The sequence below is a fragment of the Phaeobacter sp. SYSU ZJ3003 genome (assembly GCF_041300735.1).
GTDB lineage: Bacteria > Pseudomonadota > Alphaproteobacteria > Rhodobacterales > Rhodobacteraceae > Phycobacter > Phycobacter gallaeciensis_A.
Window position 1 is genome coordinate 29,688 of the sequence record NZ_PXNU01000028.1, and the last position, 14,859, is coordinate 44,546.

13 protein-coding genes and 1 riboswitch are annotated in these 14,859 nt (G+C 63.8%); of the genes, 12 read left to right on the forward strand and 1 reads right to left on the reverse strand.

Translation table 11 applies throughout. From position 1 onward, the window contains the following. Window positions 1–225: 225 nt before the first annotated feature. From C6W91_RS11050 to glpD, 7 genes are all read left to right on the forward strand, one after another. On the forward strand, window positions 226–519 hold the full coding sequence (locus C6W91_RS11050) for a bacterioferritin-associated ferredoxin (protein ID WP_082996010.1): 294 nt from the start codon (window positions 226–228) through the stop codon (window positions 517–519). After that, window positions 467–955, forward strand: a complete 489-nt coding sequence (bfr, locus tag C6W91_RS11055) for a bacterioferritin (protein ID WP_065271139.1) — start codon at window positions 467–469, stop codon at window positions 953–955. Before C6W91_RS11050 ends, bfr begins: the two co-directional genes overlap by 53 nt. Further along, on the forward strand, window positions 912–2,474 hold the full coding sequence (locus C6W91_RS11060; RefSeq protein ID WP_274866657.1) for a di-heme oxidoredictase family protein: 1,563 nt from the start codon (window positions 912–914) through the stop codon (window positions 2,472–2,474). Before bfr ends, C6W91_RS11060 begins: the two co-directional genes overlap by 44 nt. Beyond that, window positions 2,471–3,505: an imelysin family protein gene (locus C6W91_RS11065; protein ID WP_274866658.1), complete on the forward strand. Its 1,035-nt coding sequence runs from the start codon at window positions 2,471–2,473 to the stop codon at window positions 3,503–3,505. Before C6W91_RS11060 ends, C6W91_RS11065 begins: the two co-directional genes overlap by 4 nt. Window positions 3,506–3,523: 18 nt before the next feature. After that, window positions 3,524–4,603, forward strand: a complete 1,080-nt coding sequence (locus tag C6W91_RS11070; RefSeq protein ID WP_274866659.1) for a DUF1513 domain-containing protein — start codon at window positions 3,524–3,526, stop codon at window positions 4,601–4,603. Between the two features lie 172 nt (window positions 4,604–4,775). Continuing rightward, window positions 4,776–5,573 carry a DeoR/GlpR family DNA-binding transcription regulator gene (locus C6W91_RS11075; RefSeq protein WP_274866660.1) on the forward strand — a complete coding sequence of 266 codons (798 nt, stop codon included), beginning with the start codon at window positions 4,776–4,778 and terminating at the stop codon, window positions 5,571–5,573. Continuing rightward, a complete protein-coding gene (gene glpD, locus C6W91_RS11080; RefSeq protein ID WP_274866661.1) occupies window positions 5,566–7,134 on the forward strand; it encodes a glycerol-3-phosphate dehydrogenase in 1,569 nt (522 codons plus the stop codon). The genes C6W91_RS11075 and glpD overlap by 8 nt, the downstream gene beginning before the upstream one ends. Window positions 7,135–7,207: 73 nt before the next feature. On the opposite strand, the gene cobO is transcribed toward glpD, so the two are convergent. Further along, window positions 7,208–7,843 (reverse strand): cob(I)yrinic acid a,c-diamide adenosyltransferase, encoded by a 636-nt coding sequence (cobO, locus tag C6W91_RS11085; RefSeq protein ID WP_274829575.1) that lies wholly within the window; start codon window positions 7,841–7,843, stop codon window positions 7,208–7,210. A gap of 52 nt (window positions 7,844–7,895) precedes the next feature. Beyond that, window positions 7,896–8,112: riboswitch (cobalamin riboswitch) on the forward strand. Window positions 8,113–8,214: 102 nt separating this feature from the next. On the opposite strand from cobO, the gene C6W91_RS11090 reads away from it, so the two are divergent. The 5 genes from C6W91_RS11090 to C6W91_RS11110 all read left to right on the forward strand — a co-directional run bounded on the left by C6W91_RS11090 (window position 8,215) and on the right by C6W91_RS11110 (window position 14,858). Then, window positions 8,215–8,637, forward strand: coding sequence for a DUF1636 domain-containing protein (locus tag C6W91_RS11090; RefSeq protein WP_274866662.1), 423 nt, complete (start codon window positions 8,215–8,217; stop codon window positions 8,635–8,637). 3 nt (window positions 8,638–8,640) lie between these two features. Beyond that, a complete protein-coding gene (cobW, locus tag C6W91_RS11095) occupies window positions 8,641–9,675 on the forward strand; it encodes a cobalamin biosynthesis protein CobW (RefSeq protein ID WP_274866663.1) in 1,035 nt (344 codons plus the stop codon). Window positions 9,676–9,824: 149 nt separating this feature from the next. Beyond that, window positions 9,825–13,070: a cobaltochelatase subunit CobN gene (cobN, locus tag C6W91_RS11100; protein ID WP_274866664.1), complete on the forward strand. Its 3,246-nt coding sequence runs from the start codon at window positions 9,825–9,827 to the stop codon at window positions 13,068–13,070. After that, window positions 13,067–14,227, forward strand: coding sequence for a precorrin-3B synthase (gene cobG / locus C6W91_RS11105; RefSeq protein ID WP_370570820.1), 1,161 nt, complete (start codon window positions 13,067–13,069; stop codon window positions 14,225–14,227). The genes cobN and cobG overlap by 4 nt, the downstream gene beginning before the upstream one ends. Before the next feature lies 1 nt (window position 14,228). Further along, window positions 14,229–14,858, forward strand: a complete 630-nt coding sequence (locus tag C6W91_RS11110) for a precorrin-8X methylmutase (protein ID WP_274866666.1) — start codon at window positions 14,229–14,231, stop codon at window positions 14,856–14,858. Window position 14,859: the final 1 nt, after the last annotated feature.

A 14,859-nucleotide genomic window follows, 5' to 3' on the forward strand; every position in this document is an offset into this window, starting at 1 on the left:
ACGATCCCTCGGTTTTGACTGCTTTTCGCAACAGAACCCGACTGGGCCGCAGTTTCTGCGGCCCTTTTTCATGCGCCCTGCTGCCCCCATTGGACCAGCGACACTGTGCCAAGGACTATCTCCGATAAAAATAGTCAGCATTACCCCTTGCCGTCTGACTATTTTTGTCAGATACCTGATGTCAGGAATCGAGATCCCCTTTGCCACCTCTAAGGGAGCCAGGCCATGATCGTCTGCCACTGCACACAGATCACCGATCACGACATTCACGCCGCCATCGACTGGATGCGCGCCGCAGATCCCCGGACGATCATCACCCCCGGCAAAATCTACCATGCGCTTGGCAAAGCCGCTGATTGTGGCGGATGCATGCCGCTCTTCCTCGACACGATGCGCGGCAATGCTAAGGTAAGTGTACCTGCGCAGTTGCAGAACCTACGCAAGCCACTCGGACAGGAGAACAGCCATGAAGGGCGACCCAATCGTCATCGACTACCTCAACAAGGCCTTGCGCCATGAACTGACCGCTGTCAGCCAGTACTGGCTTCACTTCCGCATGCAGGAAGACTGGGGGCTGGGCAGCATGGCCAAGAAAAGCCGCGAGGAAAGCATCGAAGAGATGCAGCACGCGGACAAGTTGATCGAACGGATTCTGTTCCTTGGCGGGCATCCCAACCTGCAGAAACTGGACCCGCTGCGCATCGGCCAGAACCCCAAGGAAACACTGGAATGCGATCTGGCGGCCGAAATCAGCGCCCGCGCGCTCTACAAGGAAGCCCGCGAAGCCTGCGACACCGCAGGCGATTACGTAACCATGAAGCTGTTCGAAGCCTTGATGGCCGATGAAGAGGGCCATATCGACTTTCTTGAGACACAGCTGGACCTGCACGAGCGGATCGGTGCCGAAAACTATGCACAACTCAACGCCACCAAGATGGAAGAGGCTGAAGAGTAACCTTCTTCTGGCTGCGGCGCTTGTCGCAGCCAGCACCGGACAGGCGCTGGATCTAACCAGCCTGCCCCTTGGCGATCCGCATCTGGATGTGATCCCCCGCACCACCGAGGACAGCCAGCGCATCCGCGCCGTGACGGCCCCTGCCACGGATTTTTCGGCTCCCGAAGCCTATGAAACCCATCCTGCCGGCGCGACGACAACACGCGCCCGCAGCGACGATGAGGCCTTTTCCCAACACTCCGCTAACCTGTCTTTCGAGCAGGAGCTGGAATTCAAACTGGGCAATGGGCTGTTCAAGAAAATCTGGGTGTTCTCACCCTCCTCCACCCGCGCCTCTGACGGGCTTGGCCCCCTTTACAACGCCCGCTCCTGCCAGCGCTGCCATTTGAAGGATGGGCGCGGCCATGTGCCTGCTGGGCCGGATTACCGCTCTGCCGCGATGTTTCTGCGCGTCTCAGCTCCCGGTCCGGTGCCCGAGCAGGTTCAGGCAATCAAGGATTATATCGGCACGGCCCCCGACCCCACCTATGGGCAGCAGCTTCAGGATTTCTCGGCCCCAGGCATTTCCCCGGAATACCGGCTTGGCATCCGATATGAAGAAGAGACCGTCGATCTGAACGGTGGCGAAACCGCCTCGCTGCGCAGACCGATCTACAGCGCCGAGGATCTGGGCTACGGCCCGCTGCACACCAACGCCATGCTGTCCCCCCGCGTGGCGCCGCCGATGATTGGCCTTGGCCTGCTTGAGGCGATCCCCACCGCCGATATCCTTGCCGCTGCAGATCCGGACGACGCCGACGGAGATGGCATTTCCGGTCGGGCCAATCTGGTCTGGTCCGAAGAGTTTCAGCAGATCATGCTGGGCCGCTTTGGCCTCAAGGCGGGCATGCCGACGGTGCACGAACAATCCGCCGCCGCCTTTTCCGGCGATATCGGCATTTCCACGCCGCTGTTTCCCGCCCCTTGGGGGGAATGCACCACGAGCCAAACAAAATGCCGCGCAGCCCCGCACGGAAATGATGACGCCCGCGGCACCGAGATTGATCAACCGAACATGGATCTGGTCACCTTCTACGCCCGCAACCTGGCCGTACCCGCCCGCCGCGACCTGGACGATGCGCAAGTGCTGCGCGGCAAGGAACTGTTCTACGACAGCGGCTGCGCCGCCTGCCACCGGCCCAAATTCGTGACCCATCGCCTGAAAGACCGCCCCGAGCACAGTTTCCAGCTGATCTGGCCTTACAGCGACCTGCTGCTGCATGACATGGGCGAAGGCCTTGCCGATCACCGCCCCGAAGCCCGCGCCACCGGGCGGGAATGGCGCACCACGCCGCTCTGGGGGATTGGCCTGACGCAGCAGGTGTCGCCGCGCGCCACCTACCTGCATGATGGTCGCGCCCGCAGCCTGCTAGAGGCGATCCTGTGGCATGGCGGCGAGGCACAAGATGCCCGCAACACCGTGGTCTCCCTCTCCCCCGAGGACCGCGCCGATCTTATCCGTTTTCTGGAGAGCCTATGACACGCCCCTCACTGTCCCACTTGCTGACACCCGCCCTTGCCGTCAGCCTTGCCCTGCCGCTCACCCTGACACCTGCCACCGCACAAGCCGGTGTGGTCGAGGAGGCTCTGGAACAGCACATTCTGCCGGGCTTCGAAACACTGGCGCAGGAGACCCAGCAACTGAACGCGACAGCCGCTGAGGTCTGCGACCCCGGATCGGTCCAGTTGCAGCAGGCCTATGGCGAAGCTTTTGATGCCTGGGTCGCGGTCAGCCACCTGCGGTTCGGGCCGACCGAAAGGGATAACCGCGCCTTTGCGCTCGCCTTTTGGCCGGACAGCCGGGGCAAAACGCCAAAAGCGCTGCGGGCGCTGATCACTGCCGAGGATCCGATTGCCAAGGATGCGACGGCCTATACCAGCGTATCGATTGCAGCGCGCGGCTTCTATGCGCTGGAATTCCTCCTTTACGACGAGGACATGCAGCAGCTGGGCAGCGCCGACTACCGCTGCCAGCTGACCCGCGCCATTGCAGAGGATATCGCCACCACAGCAGATGCGATCTGGACGGACTGGCGCGACAGCTATGCCGACAAGATGCGCCACCCCGGTGATCGCTATCGCACCGAGGCCGAGGTCAAACAGGAACTGTTCAAGGCGCTGAATGCCGGCCTGCAGATCCTGATCGACATGCGGCTGGGGCGGCCGCTGGGCACCTACGACAGGCCGCGCCCAAAACGCGCCGAAGCCTATCGTTCGGGCCGTTCCCAGCACCACGTGATCCTGGCGCTGGAGGCGCTGGCACCATTGACCCGCATCCTCAGCGACGGGGATACCGATCTTGCAGCAGAACTGGATGCAGACTTTGACACTGCGGTCGAGCACGCCAGCCGCCTCGACGATCCGACCTTTGCAGGCGTTGCAGAGCCGGGCACGCGGCTGCGGATCGAGGCAGTGCAGCAGGACATCCGGAAACTGCGCGAAACCATCGGTGAGGATCTTGGTCCCGCACTTGGCGTCGAGGCCGGTTTCAACGCCCTGGATGGCGATTAACAGAAAGGACCCAAAGACATGCCCTCAAGACGTGGATTTCTGGCCGGGCTTCTGGCGGCAGGGATGGCCCCGGCGGCCAGCTGGGCCGATCTGGGCTCGCCCGCCTATCTGTCCGCAGGCAAGGCCGCCGACGGCAGCTTTATCCTGGCGGGTCTTTCGGACCTTGGCACCCTCCTGTTCAGCCACCCCCTGCCCGGTCGCGGCCATGCTGCCACCGCCCACCCCATGCGGCCCATCGCGGTCGCCTTTGCCCGCCGCCCCGGACGGTTCGCCGATGTGATTGACTGCCGCACCGGCGCGCAGCTGGCCCGGCTGGAGCCGCCCGCAGGCCATCACTTTTACGGACACGGCGTCTTCACACCCGACGGCAGTCTGCTGCTCACCACCGAAAACCACTTTGAGGCCGGGCGCGGTATCATCGGCGTCTGGGATGGCGCTGCCCCCTACCGCCGCATCGGCAGCTTTGCCTCGGGCGGGATCGGCCCGCATGACATGATGCTGCGCGGTGATGGCGCGGGGCTGGTCGTCGCCAATGGCGGCATCGACACCCACCCCGACAGTGGCCGGGCCAAGCTGAACATCCCGACGATGCGGCCCAACCTCAGCTATCTTGGTTTTGACGGCCAGGTGACCGAGCAGGTCGAGCTGGACGCCGTACTCCACAAGAATTCGATCCGCCATCTGGCGATGAAGGCGGATGGCACCGTTGCCTTTGCCATGCAATGGCAGGGCGATCTGGGTGCAGATGTGCCGATCGTCGGGCTGCACAAGCCCGGCAGTGCACCACGGCTGATGGCCGCCGATGACCCGCGCCTGCGCAACCTCAATGGATATGGCGGCTCCATTGCCTTTTCCACTGATGGCCGACAAGTGGCTGTCACCTCGCCCCGCGGCGGCGTGGTGCAGGTCATGGACACCACAAGCGGCGCCCTCACCACGGAACATCATCTGCCCGATGTCTGCGGCCTGTCCCAATCGACAGATGGGTTCATCGCAAGTTCGGGCAGCGGTGAGATCGTCGAGATCGGCAAGGGTCGCCTGTCGGTCCTGAACCAGGCCGAGCTGCGCTGGGACAACCACCTGATCCCTGTGATCTGACACTCCCCTGACATCTGAAACACCCCCCCCCGTCCCGCATATCGCCGGGGCGGGCGAGATGAAGCCTGCGCGACAAGTGGATTTTTGTTCTCCGCGCAAAACGAACTTTTTCGAAAACAAACGATGACAAAGCGAAAATGAATCGCTAGATGGGCTTTGAAAAGGAAAGCCCATGGATGCCACGACTCGTCAGAACGAAATCATAGAGCTGCTTAACACTCAGGATCGCGTCGAGGTCGAGGATCTGGCACAGCGGTTTGGCGTGTCGCTGCAGACCGTGCGCACCGACCTTCGGGATCTGTCGCAACGCGGAGCACTGTCGCGGGTGCATGGCGGCGCGGTGCGCGTCAGCTCAGCCGCCACCCGCGCCTACGCGGACCGGCGCAAGCTGAACGCGGCGGGGAAACTGGCGATGGCAGCCGAGGCCGCAGAACTCATCCCCGAAGACTGCTCGATCACGCTCAATATCGGCACTTCGACCGAGCAAGTGGCCCGTGCCCTATCCGGCCATCGCGGCCTGACAGTCATTTCCAACAACATAAACATTATCAATATGATGATGGGTGGCGAGGCGCGTGAGCTGATCCTGGTTGGCGGCGCGGTCCGGCAAAGCGACGGCGCCATCGTCGGCGAAGACGCGGTGGAATTCATTTCCCGCTACAAGGTCGATTTCGCCATTATCGGCGCCTCCGCCCTCGATGCGGATGGCGCCATCATGGACCACGACGGTCGCGAGGTCTCCGTCGCCCGCGCCATTCTGAAAAACGCACGTACCCGCGTTCTGGTCTGCGATCACAGCAAATTCGACCGCTCCGCCCCAGTGCGGATCTGTGATGTGGCGGATCTCGACGTAGTGATCACCGATGCGCCGATGCCCGATGCCTTTGCCGAGGCCGCGCGCGCCGCGGGAACACGCATCATCGTGGCGGGAGACACCGCCAGCCAAAACGAAAGAAACGAAAATGACTGATCAAAAGATCACCGACCTGTTCATCATCGGCGGCGGCATCAACGGCTGCGGCATTGCCCGCGATGCGGCAGGCCGTGGCTTGTCGGTCAGCCTTGCAGAAATGAACGATCTGGCCTCGGCCACTTCCTCGGCCTCAACCAAACTGTTTCATGGCGGCCTGCGCTATCTGGAATATTTCGAATTCCGCCTGGTGCGCGAAGCGCTGATCGAGCGCGAGGTCCTGCTGAAGGCGATGCCCCATATTTCCTGGCCGATGCGTTTTGTGCTGCCTTTTCACAAGGAGATGCGGTTCGACAGTGAAACGCCGACCTCCCGCCTGCTGACGCGGATCATGCCCTGGATGAAGGGCCGCCGCCCGGCCTGGCTGATCCGCCTTGGGCTGTTTCTCTATGACACGCTGGGCAAGCGCGGCATCCTGCCCGGCACCCGCAAGCTGGACCTCAGCCGCGACGAAGCGGGGGCGCCGCTGAAGGACAAGTTCCAGACCGCCTTTGAATATTCGGACTGCTGGATCGAGGATGCCCGGCTTGTCGTGCTCAACGCCCGCGACGCGCAGGCGCGCGGCGCCGAAATCATGACTCGCACCAAAGTTCTGGCGGCTGAACGCGCCGAGGATCACTGGCTCATCCACCTGAAGGACAGTCTGACGGGGCAAGTGTTCACGCGTCGGTCGCGGATGCTGGTCAATGCGGCGGGTCCCTGGGTTGCGGAGGTATTGAACCAGAAACTGGGCCAGAACAGCGGCGAAGGCGTGCGTCTGGTACGCGGCAGCCATATCGTGGTTCCGAAACTCTTCGACCACGGGCGCTGCTATTTCTTTCAGGGCACCGACGGGCGGATCATCTTTGCCATCCCCTATGAAGAGGATTTCACCCTGATCGGCACCACCGACGCCGACCATCCCGACCCGGAGACCGCCCCCACCTGCACGCCCGAGGAACAGGATTACCTGATCGACTTCGCCTCGCAGTATTTCGAAAAGCCGCTGCACCGCGACGACATTCTGTGGACCTACTCCGGTGTGCGCCCGCTGTATGACGATGGCGCCAGCTCGGCGACGGCGGCGACGCGGGAGTACGTGCTGTCACTGGACACGGGCAATGCACCGCTGCTGAACATCTTTGGCGGCAAGATCACCACCTACCGCAAACTGGCCGAGGCCGCGCTTGCCAAGATCTCCGAGGCCCTGCCCGGCGTCGGCGGCAACTGGACAGCAGGTGTGCCCCTGCCCGGCGGCAATTTCGCGGTCAAAGATGTGACCAAGCTGCAGGCGGACCTTGCAGCGGATTATTCCTTCCTGACGCCCTATTGGGCCCGGCGTCTGATCCGCGCCTATGGCACCGAAGCGCGGCTGATCCTGGGTGATGCAAAATCCGCCCAGGCGCTGGGGCGCGATTTCGGCGCCACCATTACTGAGCGGGAGTTGGACTGGGCGATTGCCAACGAATGGGTGCGCAGCGGCGATGATTTCCTGTGGCGCCGCACCAAATTGGGCCTGCGCCTGACCGAGGAAGAGCGCGCGGCCGTCGATACCTATATCAAGGACAAGATTGCCGCGTAACGGCGGGGAAATCGAAACGCACCGGGCATGGGTTTCCCTGCCCGGTGACACCTCTGTAGATGGGCTGGCAGCCTCAGAACTCCACCCCTTTCTGCGCCTTGATCCCGGCGCGGAAAGGATGTTTGATCTGGCCCATCTCGGTCACCAGATCCGCGATCTCGATCAGCTCTTCCTTGGCGTTGCGTCCGGTCAGAACCACATGAGTCATCGGTGGTTTCTGCTCAACCAGAAACTCCAGAACCTCATCCAGATCCAGATATTCATAGCGCAGCGCGATATTGATTTCATCGAGCAAAACCATGGTGTTGCGCTCATCCAGGATCATTTCCTTGGCCTTTTCCCAGCCTGCGCGGGCTGCTGCGATATCGCGGGCCTTATCCTGCGTTTCCCAAGTGAACCCTTCGCCCATCGCGTAGAACTGGCACAGATCGCCGAAATGCTCCTCGATCAGGGTGCGTTCGCCGGTCTGCCAGGCGCCCTTGATGAACTGCACCACGGCGGATGGCATGCCGTGGGCGATGCAGCGCATGATCATGCCGAATCCCGAGCTGGACTTGCCCTTGCCGGGGCCGGTGTGGACGATGATCAGCCCCTTTTCACCGTCCTTATTGGCCATCATGCGGTCACGCGCCGCTTTCTTTTTCGCCATCTTGGACGCGTGCCGTGCCGCTTCTTCCTCGGAAATGCCGTTATCAGACTTTTCGGTCACCAAGTGCCCTCCTGCAGTTTGGCACCATGTCTTGACAAGGAAGCCCGCAATAGCGCAAGGGGATTTTGTTGGTTCCTGCGAAAGCAGGCGAAGAGGGAATGTGACACGGCCATCTGGCCCAAGCACAGCCGCCCCCGCGACCGTGACCGGAGAGGTCTCCACGCCACTGGGTAACACCGGGAAGGCCGGAGAACCGCAAAGACCCCGCAGCAATGCGGCGGCCTTGAGATCCGCAAGCCGGGAGACCTGCCAACAGACTTAATCTACGGGCGGACGGGGTGTGCCGCGACCGGATGAGAGCCGATTCATCCATACGGCTCCCCTCTGGCCTCTCCCCGTCTGTCTGACAGGACGCAAGGAGACGCCCGCCAATGGCGAAGGATACGGCTGAACAGCCCCCCAAAGGTAGCCCAGAGGTCACCCTGACCATCTGCACCACCTGCAAGCGCGAAGGCGTTGATCCCGAAGCCACCCGGTCCGGCACCCTGTTGCTGCAGGCGCTGAGCGCCGCCGACCTGCCCGATGGGGTTTCGGTGCGCGGCGTCGAATGCCTGTCCGCCTGCAAGCGCGGTTGTTCCATGGTGCTGAGCGGCGGCACGGAGCGCTGGAGCTACATCTACGGCGATCTGGATCCCGATCAACACGTTGATGACATCCTGCAAGGCGCGGCGGCCTATGCCGCGACCGACGACGGTCTGGTCCCTTGGCGCGCCCGCCCGCAGGTCTTTCGCAAGCAATCCATCGCCCGCATTCCCCCGGCACCCCAGCCGGGTGACAGCCCATCCGAGGAGTAACCGATGAGCGATCTCAACAAAATTCCCGTCACCGTGGTGACCGGCTTTCTCGGCGCGGGCAAGACCACGTTGATCCGCCACCTGATGCAAAACCCACAGGGCAAACGTCTGGCCGTGCTGGTCAATGAATTCGGCACCGCAGGCGTGGACGGCGACATCCTGAAATCCTGCGCCGATGAAAACTGCCCGGAAAACAATATCGTGGAGCTGGCGAACGGCTGCATCTGCTGCACCGTGGCGGACGATTTCATCCCCACGATCGAGGCCCTGATGGCGCTGCCGGAAACGCCCGAACATATCCTGATTGAAACCTCCGGGCTGGCGCTGCCGAAACCGCTGCTGAAAGCCTTTGACTGGCCCGCGATCCGCTCGCGCATCACCGTAGACGGGGTCATTGCCCTGGCTGACGCCGAAGCCGTCGCCGCAGGGCAATTCGCCCCGGATCTTGACGCCGTGCAGGCCCAGCGCGAAGCGGACGACAGTCTGGATCATGAAACCCCGCTGTCCGAAGTCTTCGAGGACCAGATCTCGTGTGCAGATATCGTGCTTCTGTCCAAGGCGGACCTTGCCGGGGAAGAAGGCCTTGCCAAGGCCCGTGCCGTAATCGAAGCCGAAGCCCCGCGCCAACTGCCGATCCTGCCGATGAGCGAAGGCGTGATCGATCCGCGTGTGGTGCTGGGGATCGGCGCGGCGGCGGAAGACGATCTGGAGGCCCGCCCCAGTCATCACGATGGCCACCACGATCACGAGCATGATGACTTTGAAAGCATCGTCGTTGAAATGGGCGAAGTCTCCGACCCGCAGGACCTGCAGGACCGCATCGTCAACATGGCCCGCAACCGCAAAATTCTGCGCGTCAAAGGCTATGTCGCGGTGGAAGGGAAACCGATGCGCATGCTGGTTCAGGCGGTGGGCGAACGGCTGCGCGCCCAATACGACCAACCCTGGGGCGCCCAGCCGCGCAAGACCCAACTGGTGGTGATTGCCGAACACGACGATATCGATGTGACCGGCATCCACGCGGATCTGGGAGCCTGAGTTCGGTGCAAGACTGGGGCAAAAACTGCTGTCTCGTCCGGTCGAAAGACCGGACAGCCCCCGACCGCCCCCATGGGCGGGGGCTTTGCCCCCACCCGCGGCAGTGGGCCGTCCTCGGCGTATCCGATCAGATCGGGTGGAGCTGACCCATGCATGTCGTCTTTCGCGAAAGTCACGGCCTTGAAGAAACCGATACGCCCTTTGACGTTGGGCAGGATCCGGCGGAGCTGATCGTTCTGTCCTTTTCCGACAGCGATCTGGGCGCCTTTGCGGCGGGCTGGCATCGCGCAAAGGGCAAGCTGCCCTCCTGCCGCCTTGCCAATCTGGTGGCGCTGAAACATCCCCTCTCGGTGGACACCTACGCCGAACAGACGCTGGAAGGCGCCAAGGGTGTTCTGGTGCGCCTCATTGGCGGCGAAAGCTACTGGTCATACGGGCTTGCCACCCTGCAGGATCTGGCCCGTCGCAAGGGGATCGCCCTCGCGATCCTGCCCGCCGACGGGCGCGAGGATCCGCGGCTTGACGAACTCTCTACATTGCCGGTCTCGACCCTGCGGCGTCTTCAGACGCTGTGCGATGCAGGCGGCGCGGTCGCAGCCCAAGCGGCCCTGGCACAGCTTGCCCTGGCAGCGGGCCTATACGCGGGCCCGGTTCCGGGGATGAAGACAACGCCCGACTATGGTTACTACGACCCTGATCGGGGCGTGATCGCGCAGATCCCCCAAGAGGACAGGCCGCTGGTGCTGGTCAGTTTCTACCGCTCTTACCTGACTTCGGCAGACACCGCCCCGGTGGATGCGCTGATCGCCGAGCTGCGCGCGCGCGGCTATGCCGCCTATGGCACCTTTGCCGCCAGCCTCAAGGCCCCCGCAGCCGCCGATTGGCTGGGAGCGGAACTCCCCCGGCTTGCCCCCGCCGCCATCATCAACGCCACCGCCTTTTCCGCGCAAGGCTCAGACGGGCGCCCCTCGCCGCTCAGCGTGACTGGCTGTCCGGTGTTTCAGGTGGCGCTCTCCACCGCGCGGCGCAAGGACTGGGCCGAGGCGGCGCGGGGCCTGTCGCCCGCTGACCTTGCCATGCATGTGGTCCTGCCCGAGGTGGATGGCCGTATCATGGCGGGCGTGGTCAGCTTCAAGGCGCCTTCCAAGAAAGACCCCGACCTCCAGTATTCGCGCTTTGCCCACCGCGCCGATCCGGGCCGCGTGCGCGCCGCCGTGGACCGGATCGAAGGCTGGCTGCGGCTGGCGCAACTGGAAAACCGCGACAAGCGTCTCGCGCTGGTGCTTTCCACCTACCCGGGGCGCGCCTACAACATCGCCCATGCGGTGGGCCTTGATGCGCTGGCTTCCTGCGAACAGCTACTGGGCGCTCTGGCAGATCAGGGCTACAGCGTCACGGGGACAGGCGATCTTGGTGCCCGCCTCGTAGAGGAGCGCATCGCCTTGCCGCTGGCGGACTACAAGGCGGCTCTGAAAACGCTTCCCGACCCCTTGCAAACCGACCTCAAGGCGGCCTGGGGCGCGCCGGAGGAAGACCCAGACCTGCGCGACGGCGCCTTCCACCTGAAGGCCCTCACCGCAGGCAAGACCATTATCGCCCTGCAACCCGAACGCGGCGAGGTTACGACCCGCGTCGACGACTATCACGATCTGGAGCGCACCCCGCGCCATGCCTATGTGGCCTTCTACCTCTGGCTCCAGACACAGGTTGACGCCGTCCTTCACATCGGCGCCCATGGCACGCTGGAATGGCTGCCCGGAAAGGCGGTCGCCCTGTCGTCCGCCTGCTGGCCCGAGGCGCTGATCGGTGCCCTGCCAGTGATCTATCCCTTCATCGTCAACGATCCCGGCGAGGCCGCACAAGCCAAACGGCGCATCGCCGGTGTGACCGTGGGCCACCTGCCGCCGCCACTGGCGCAGACCAGCCTGCCCGATGGCATGGCGCGGCTGGAAAGCCTCTTGGATGAGTATTCAACCGCCGATGGACTGGACCCTGCCCGCCGCGACCGTCTGATCGAAGATATCCGCGCCGAGGCGCAAGGCACCGGTGTCGAGGCGGATCTGGGCCTCACCCCCGACTGCTCCGCTACCGAGGCGATCACCCGCATCGATGCCTTTGTCTGCGACATCAAGGAAAGCCAATACGGCGAGGGCCTGCACATCTTTGGCACCGGTCAGTGCGGTGCGCAGGAAATCGCCGGGGTCATGGATGCGCTTTCTGGGCGGTTGGTGGCCCCCGGCCCCTCTGGTTCTCCGTTTCGCGGCCGCACGGACGTGATCCCCACCGGGCGCAACCTCTTTACCACCGATCCACGGGCGGTGCCCTCGCGGGCGGCGCATGCACAGGGGGTCAAGCTGGCAGAAGAGCTGCTGCGCCGCCATCTTCAGGACCACGGCGACTGGCCAAAGGGGCTGGTGATCGATCTCTGGGGATCGGCCACCATGCGCACCGCGGGCGAGGAATTCGCCATGGCGCTGCATCTTGCAGGCCTTGCGCCGAAATGGAACGAAGGCTCCGAACGGGTCTCGGGCTTCGAGGTTCTGCCGCTTTCCATGCTGAACCGTCCCCGCATTGATGTCACCTTGCGCGTTTCGGGCCTGTTCCGCGATGTCTTTCCCGGCCTTGCCCAGATGTTCGAGACCGCCGCCGCCGCTCTGGCGAACCGGGACGAAGCCAAGGCCGATAACCCCTATTTGGCAGAGGCGCCGCGCGTCTTTGGCCCGAAACCCGGCCAATACGGTCTCTCCATGGGCGCACATCTGGACGATTACTCGGACGAGGCCCGCGCCGCCGCGGGCGAGGCCTGGCTCAATGCCTCCTCCCATGCCATCGACGCCAAGGGCGAGATTGCCGAGGCGCGCGTAGCACTGGAGGATCGCCTGAAAGGCGCCGACAGTTTCGTACACCTTCAGGACCTGCCGGAAACGGACCTCCTCGTGGCCTCGGACTACGCTGCGCATGAGGCAGGCTTTGCCGCCGCCATGGCCCGTATCGGGCAAAAAGCGCCCGTACTATACCATATGGACGCCACCCGCCCTGATACACCGCAGGCACGCTCCCTAAGCGAGGAAATCGCCCGCGTCACCCGCGCCCGCGCCGCCAACCCGGATTGGGCGACTTCGATGATGCGCCATGGCTTTCGCGGCGGCGCCGAGATTGCTGCAACGCTCGATCACATGGCGGCCTTTGCCCATCTGGCACAGGCAGTGCCGCCACACCTGTTTGACCTCTACTTCGAGGCCACCCTGGGTCGCGAAGATCTCGTGGAGTTCCTGGAGCGGGAGAACCCCAACGCGCTGGCCGCCCTGCGCGACCGCTTCCGCGCCCTGGCTGAGGCTGGTCTGTGGGTCACCCGGCGCAATTCGATCATCGCCGAGTTGGAGGGCGCACCATGAGCGCAGCCCCAATAGTCTACGGTTGGTGCCCCGGCGCCCTGCGCCCAATGATGTCGGGCGACGGGCTGGTGGTGCGCCTGCGCGCCCCCATGGGGAGGCTCACCCCCGATCAGGCCCGCGGCGTCGCTGAACTGTCCCGGCGACATGGCAATGGCCTTCTCGACCTGTCAGCCCGAGCCAACCTGCAGATGCGCGGTGTCAAGGACTACAGCCACGCTGCGCTGCTCTCTGGCCTACGGGATCTTGGGCTTCTCGATACAGATGAGGCTGCCGAAGCACGGCACAATGTGTTGCTGACACCCTTCTGGACAGAAGGCGACGACCGCGCGGTGATTGCACGGCGTTTGGCCTCCGCTCTGACGGCGGCCACGAATCTGACATTGCCGGGGAAATTCGGATTTGCCGTGGACTGTGGCACAGTGCCCGTTCTGCGGGACGCTGCTGCTGACATCCGTATCGAGCGCGATGCATCGGGCCTGATCCTGCGCCCCGATGGCGCCGAGCTTGGCCTGTCCGTGACACGGGAAACCGCCGTCCCCGAGGCACTGAACCTCGCCCGATGGTTCCTTGACACAGGTGGTGCACCCGATGGGCGCGGGCGGATGAGGCAGCACCTAGCCAAAGGCACACCACTTCCATCAGGCTATAGCTTGGTCGCCAACGTGGCTTCTTCGGCTGCTAGGCCGGGCCAAACGGGCGCAGGCCAGTTGGTTGCGCTGGAATTTGGCCAAATGTTAGCGGGCACGCTCACATCACTTGCCGATCACGGCGCCCTGCGCCTCACGCCCTGGCGGATGCTGTTGATCGAAGGTGCCAGCAATATCGCTCCCCTGCCCGGCCTGATCCTGGACGCAGCGGATCCGCGCCTGCGGGTGAGCGCCTGCACCGGGGCGCCCGGCTGCCTGCAGGCGCTGTCGGCGACCCGCAATCTGGCCCACGATCTGGCGCCGCATGTGCCGGAAGACGCCCATCTACATGTCTCCGGCTGCGCCAAGGGCTGCGCCCATCCTGGCCCTGCGCCGCTGACCCTGACCGCCACTGCCAATGACACCTTCACCCTGATCCGCAACGGTTCTGCCGCCGATCAGCCCATTAAACACCGCCTGAGCGCCCGCGACCTGCGCGCCGCTCCCGAACTTCTGACAGAGGGCAGCTGACATGCTCCACACCTATGAAACCGATGGCGCCAGGATCTACGCCGAAAGCTTTGCCACCATCCGGGCCGAGGCCGATCTGGGCCGCTTCACCCGCGATGAGGAAAGCGTCGTCGTACGCATGATCCATGCCGCCGGAATGGTGGGGCTCGAGGAGCATATCCGCTTTTCCCCCGGCATGGCCGAAACCGCCCGCGCGGCGCTGGCGGCGGGGGCGCCGATCCTCTGCGATGCCTATATGGTCAGCGAAGGCATCACCCGCCCGCGCCTTCCCGCGAACAACGAAGTGATCTGCACCCTGCGCGATCCGAAGGTGCAGAACATGGCCAAGGAGATGGGCAACACCCGCTCCGCCGCCGCACTGGAGCTGTGGCGCCCAAAACTCGACGGTGCCGTGGTCGCCATCGGCAATGCCCCGACCGCACTGTTTCATCTTCTTAATATGCTGAAGGATCCCGCCTGCCCGCGCCCCGCGGCCATCATCGGCTGCCCAGTCGGCTTTGTCGGCGCCATGGAATCCAAGGAGGCGCTGATGCAGGACCTTCCCGTGCCGTCTATGATCGTGAAGGGCCGCCTTGGCGGATCGGCCATCACCGTAGCAGCCGTCAACGCGCTGGCCAGCTGGAAAGAATAAC

Excerpts from the sequence above, each read along its gene's own strand:
- C6W91_RS11050 (WP_082996010.1), top strand. The coding sequence starts at position 226 with ATGATCGTCTGCCACTGCACACAGATCACCGATCACGACATTCACGCC.
- bfr (WP_065271139.1), top strand. The coding sequence starts at position 467 with ATGAAGGGCGACCCAATCGTCATCGACTACCTCAACAAGGCCTTGCGC.
- C6W91_RS11060 (WP_274866657.1), top strand. The coding sequence starts at position 912 with ATGCACAACTCAACGCCACCAAGATGGAAGAGGCTGAAGAGTAACCTT.
- C6W91_RS11065 (WP_274866658.1), top strand. The coding sequence starts at position 2,471 with ATGACACGCCCCTCACTGTCCCACTTGCTGACACCCGCCCTTGCCGTC.
- C6W91_RS11070 (WP_274866659.1), top strand. The coding sequence starts at position 3,524 with ATGCCCTCAAGACGTGGATTTCTGGCCGGGCTTCTGGCGGCAGGGATG.
- C6W91_RS11075 (WP_274866660.1), top strand. The coding sequence starts at position 4,776 with ATGGATGCCACGACTCGTCAGAACGAAATCATAGAGCTGCTTAACACT.
- glpD (WP_274866661.1), top strand. The coding sequence starts at position 5,566 with ATGACTGATCAAAAGATCACCGACCTGTTCATCATCGGCGGCGGCATC.
- C6W91_RS11090 (WP_274866662.1), top strand. The coding sequence starts at position 8,215 with ATGGCGAAGGATACGGCTGAACAGCCCCCCAAAGGTAGCCCAGAGGTC.
- cobW (WP_274866663.1), top strand. The coding sequence starts at position 8,641 with ATGAGCGATCTCAACAAAATTCCCGTCACCGTGGTGACCGGCTTTCTC.
- cobN (WP_274866664.1), top strand. The coding sequence starts at position 9,825 with ATGCATGTCGTCTTTCGCGAAAGTCACGGCCTTGAAGAAACCGATACG.
- cobG (WP_370570820.1), top strand. The coding sequence starts at position 13,067 with ATGAGCGCAGCCCCAATAGTCTACGGTTGGTGCCCCGGCGCCCTGCGC.
- C6W91_RS11110 (WP_274866666.1), top strand. The coding sequence starts at position 14,229 with ATGCTCCACACCTATGAAACCGATGGCGCCAGGATCTACGCCGAAAGC.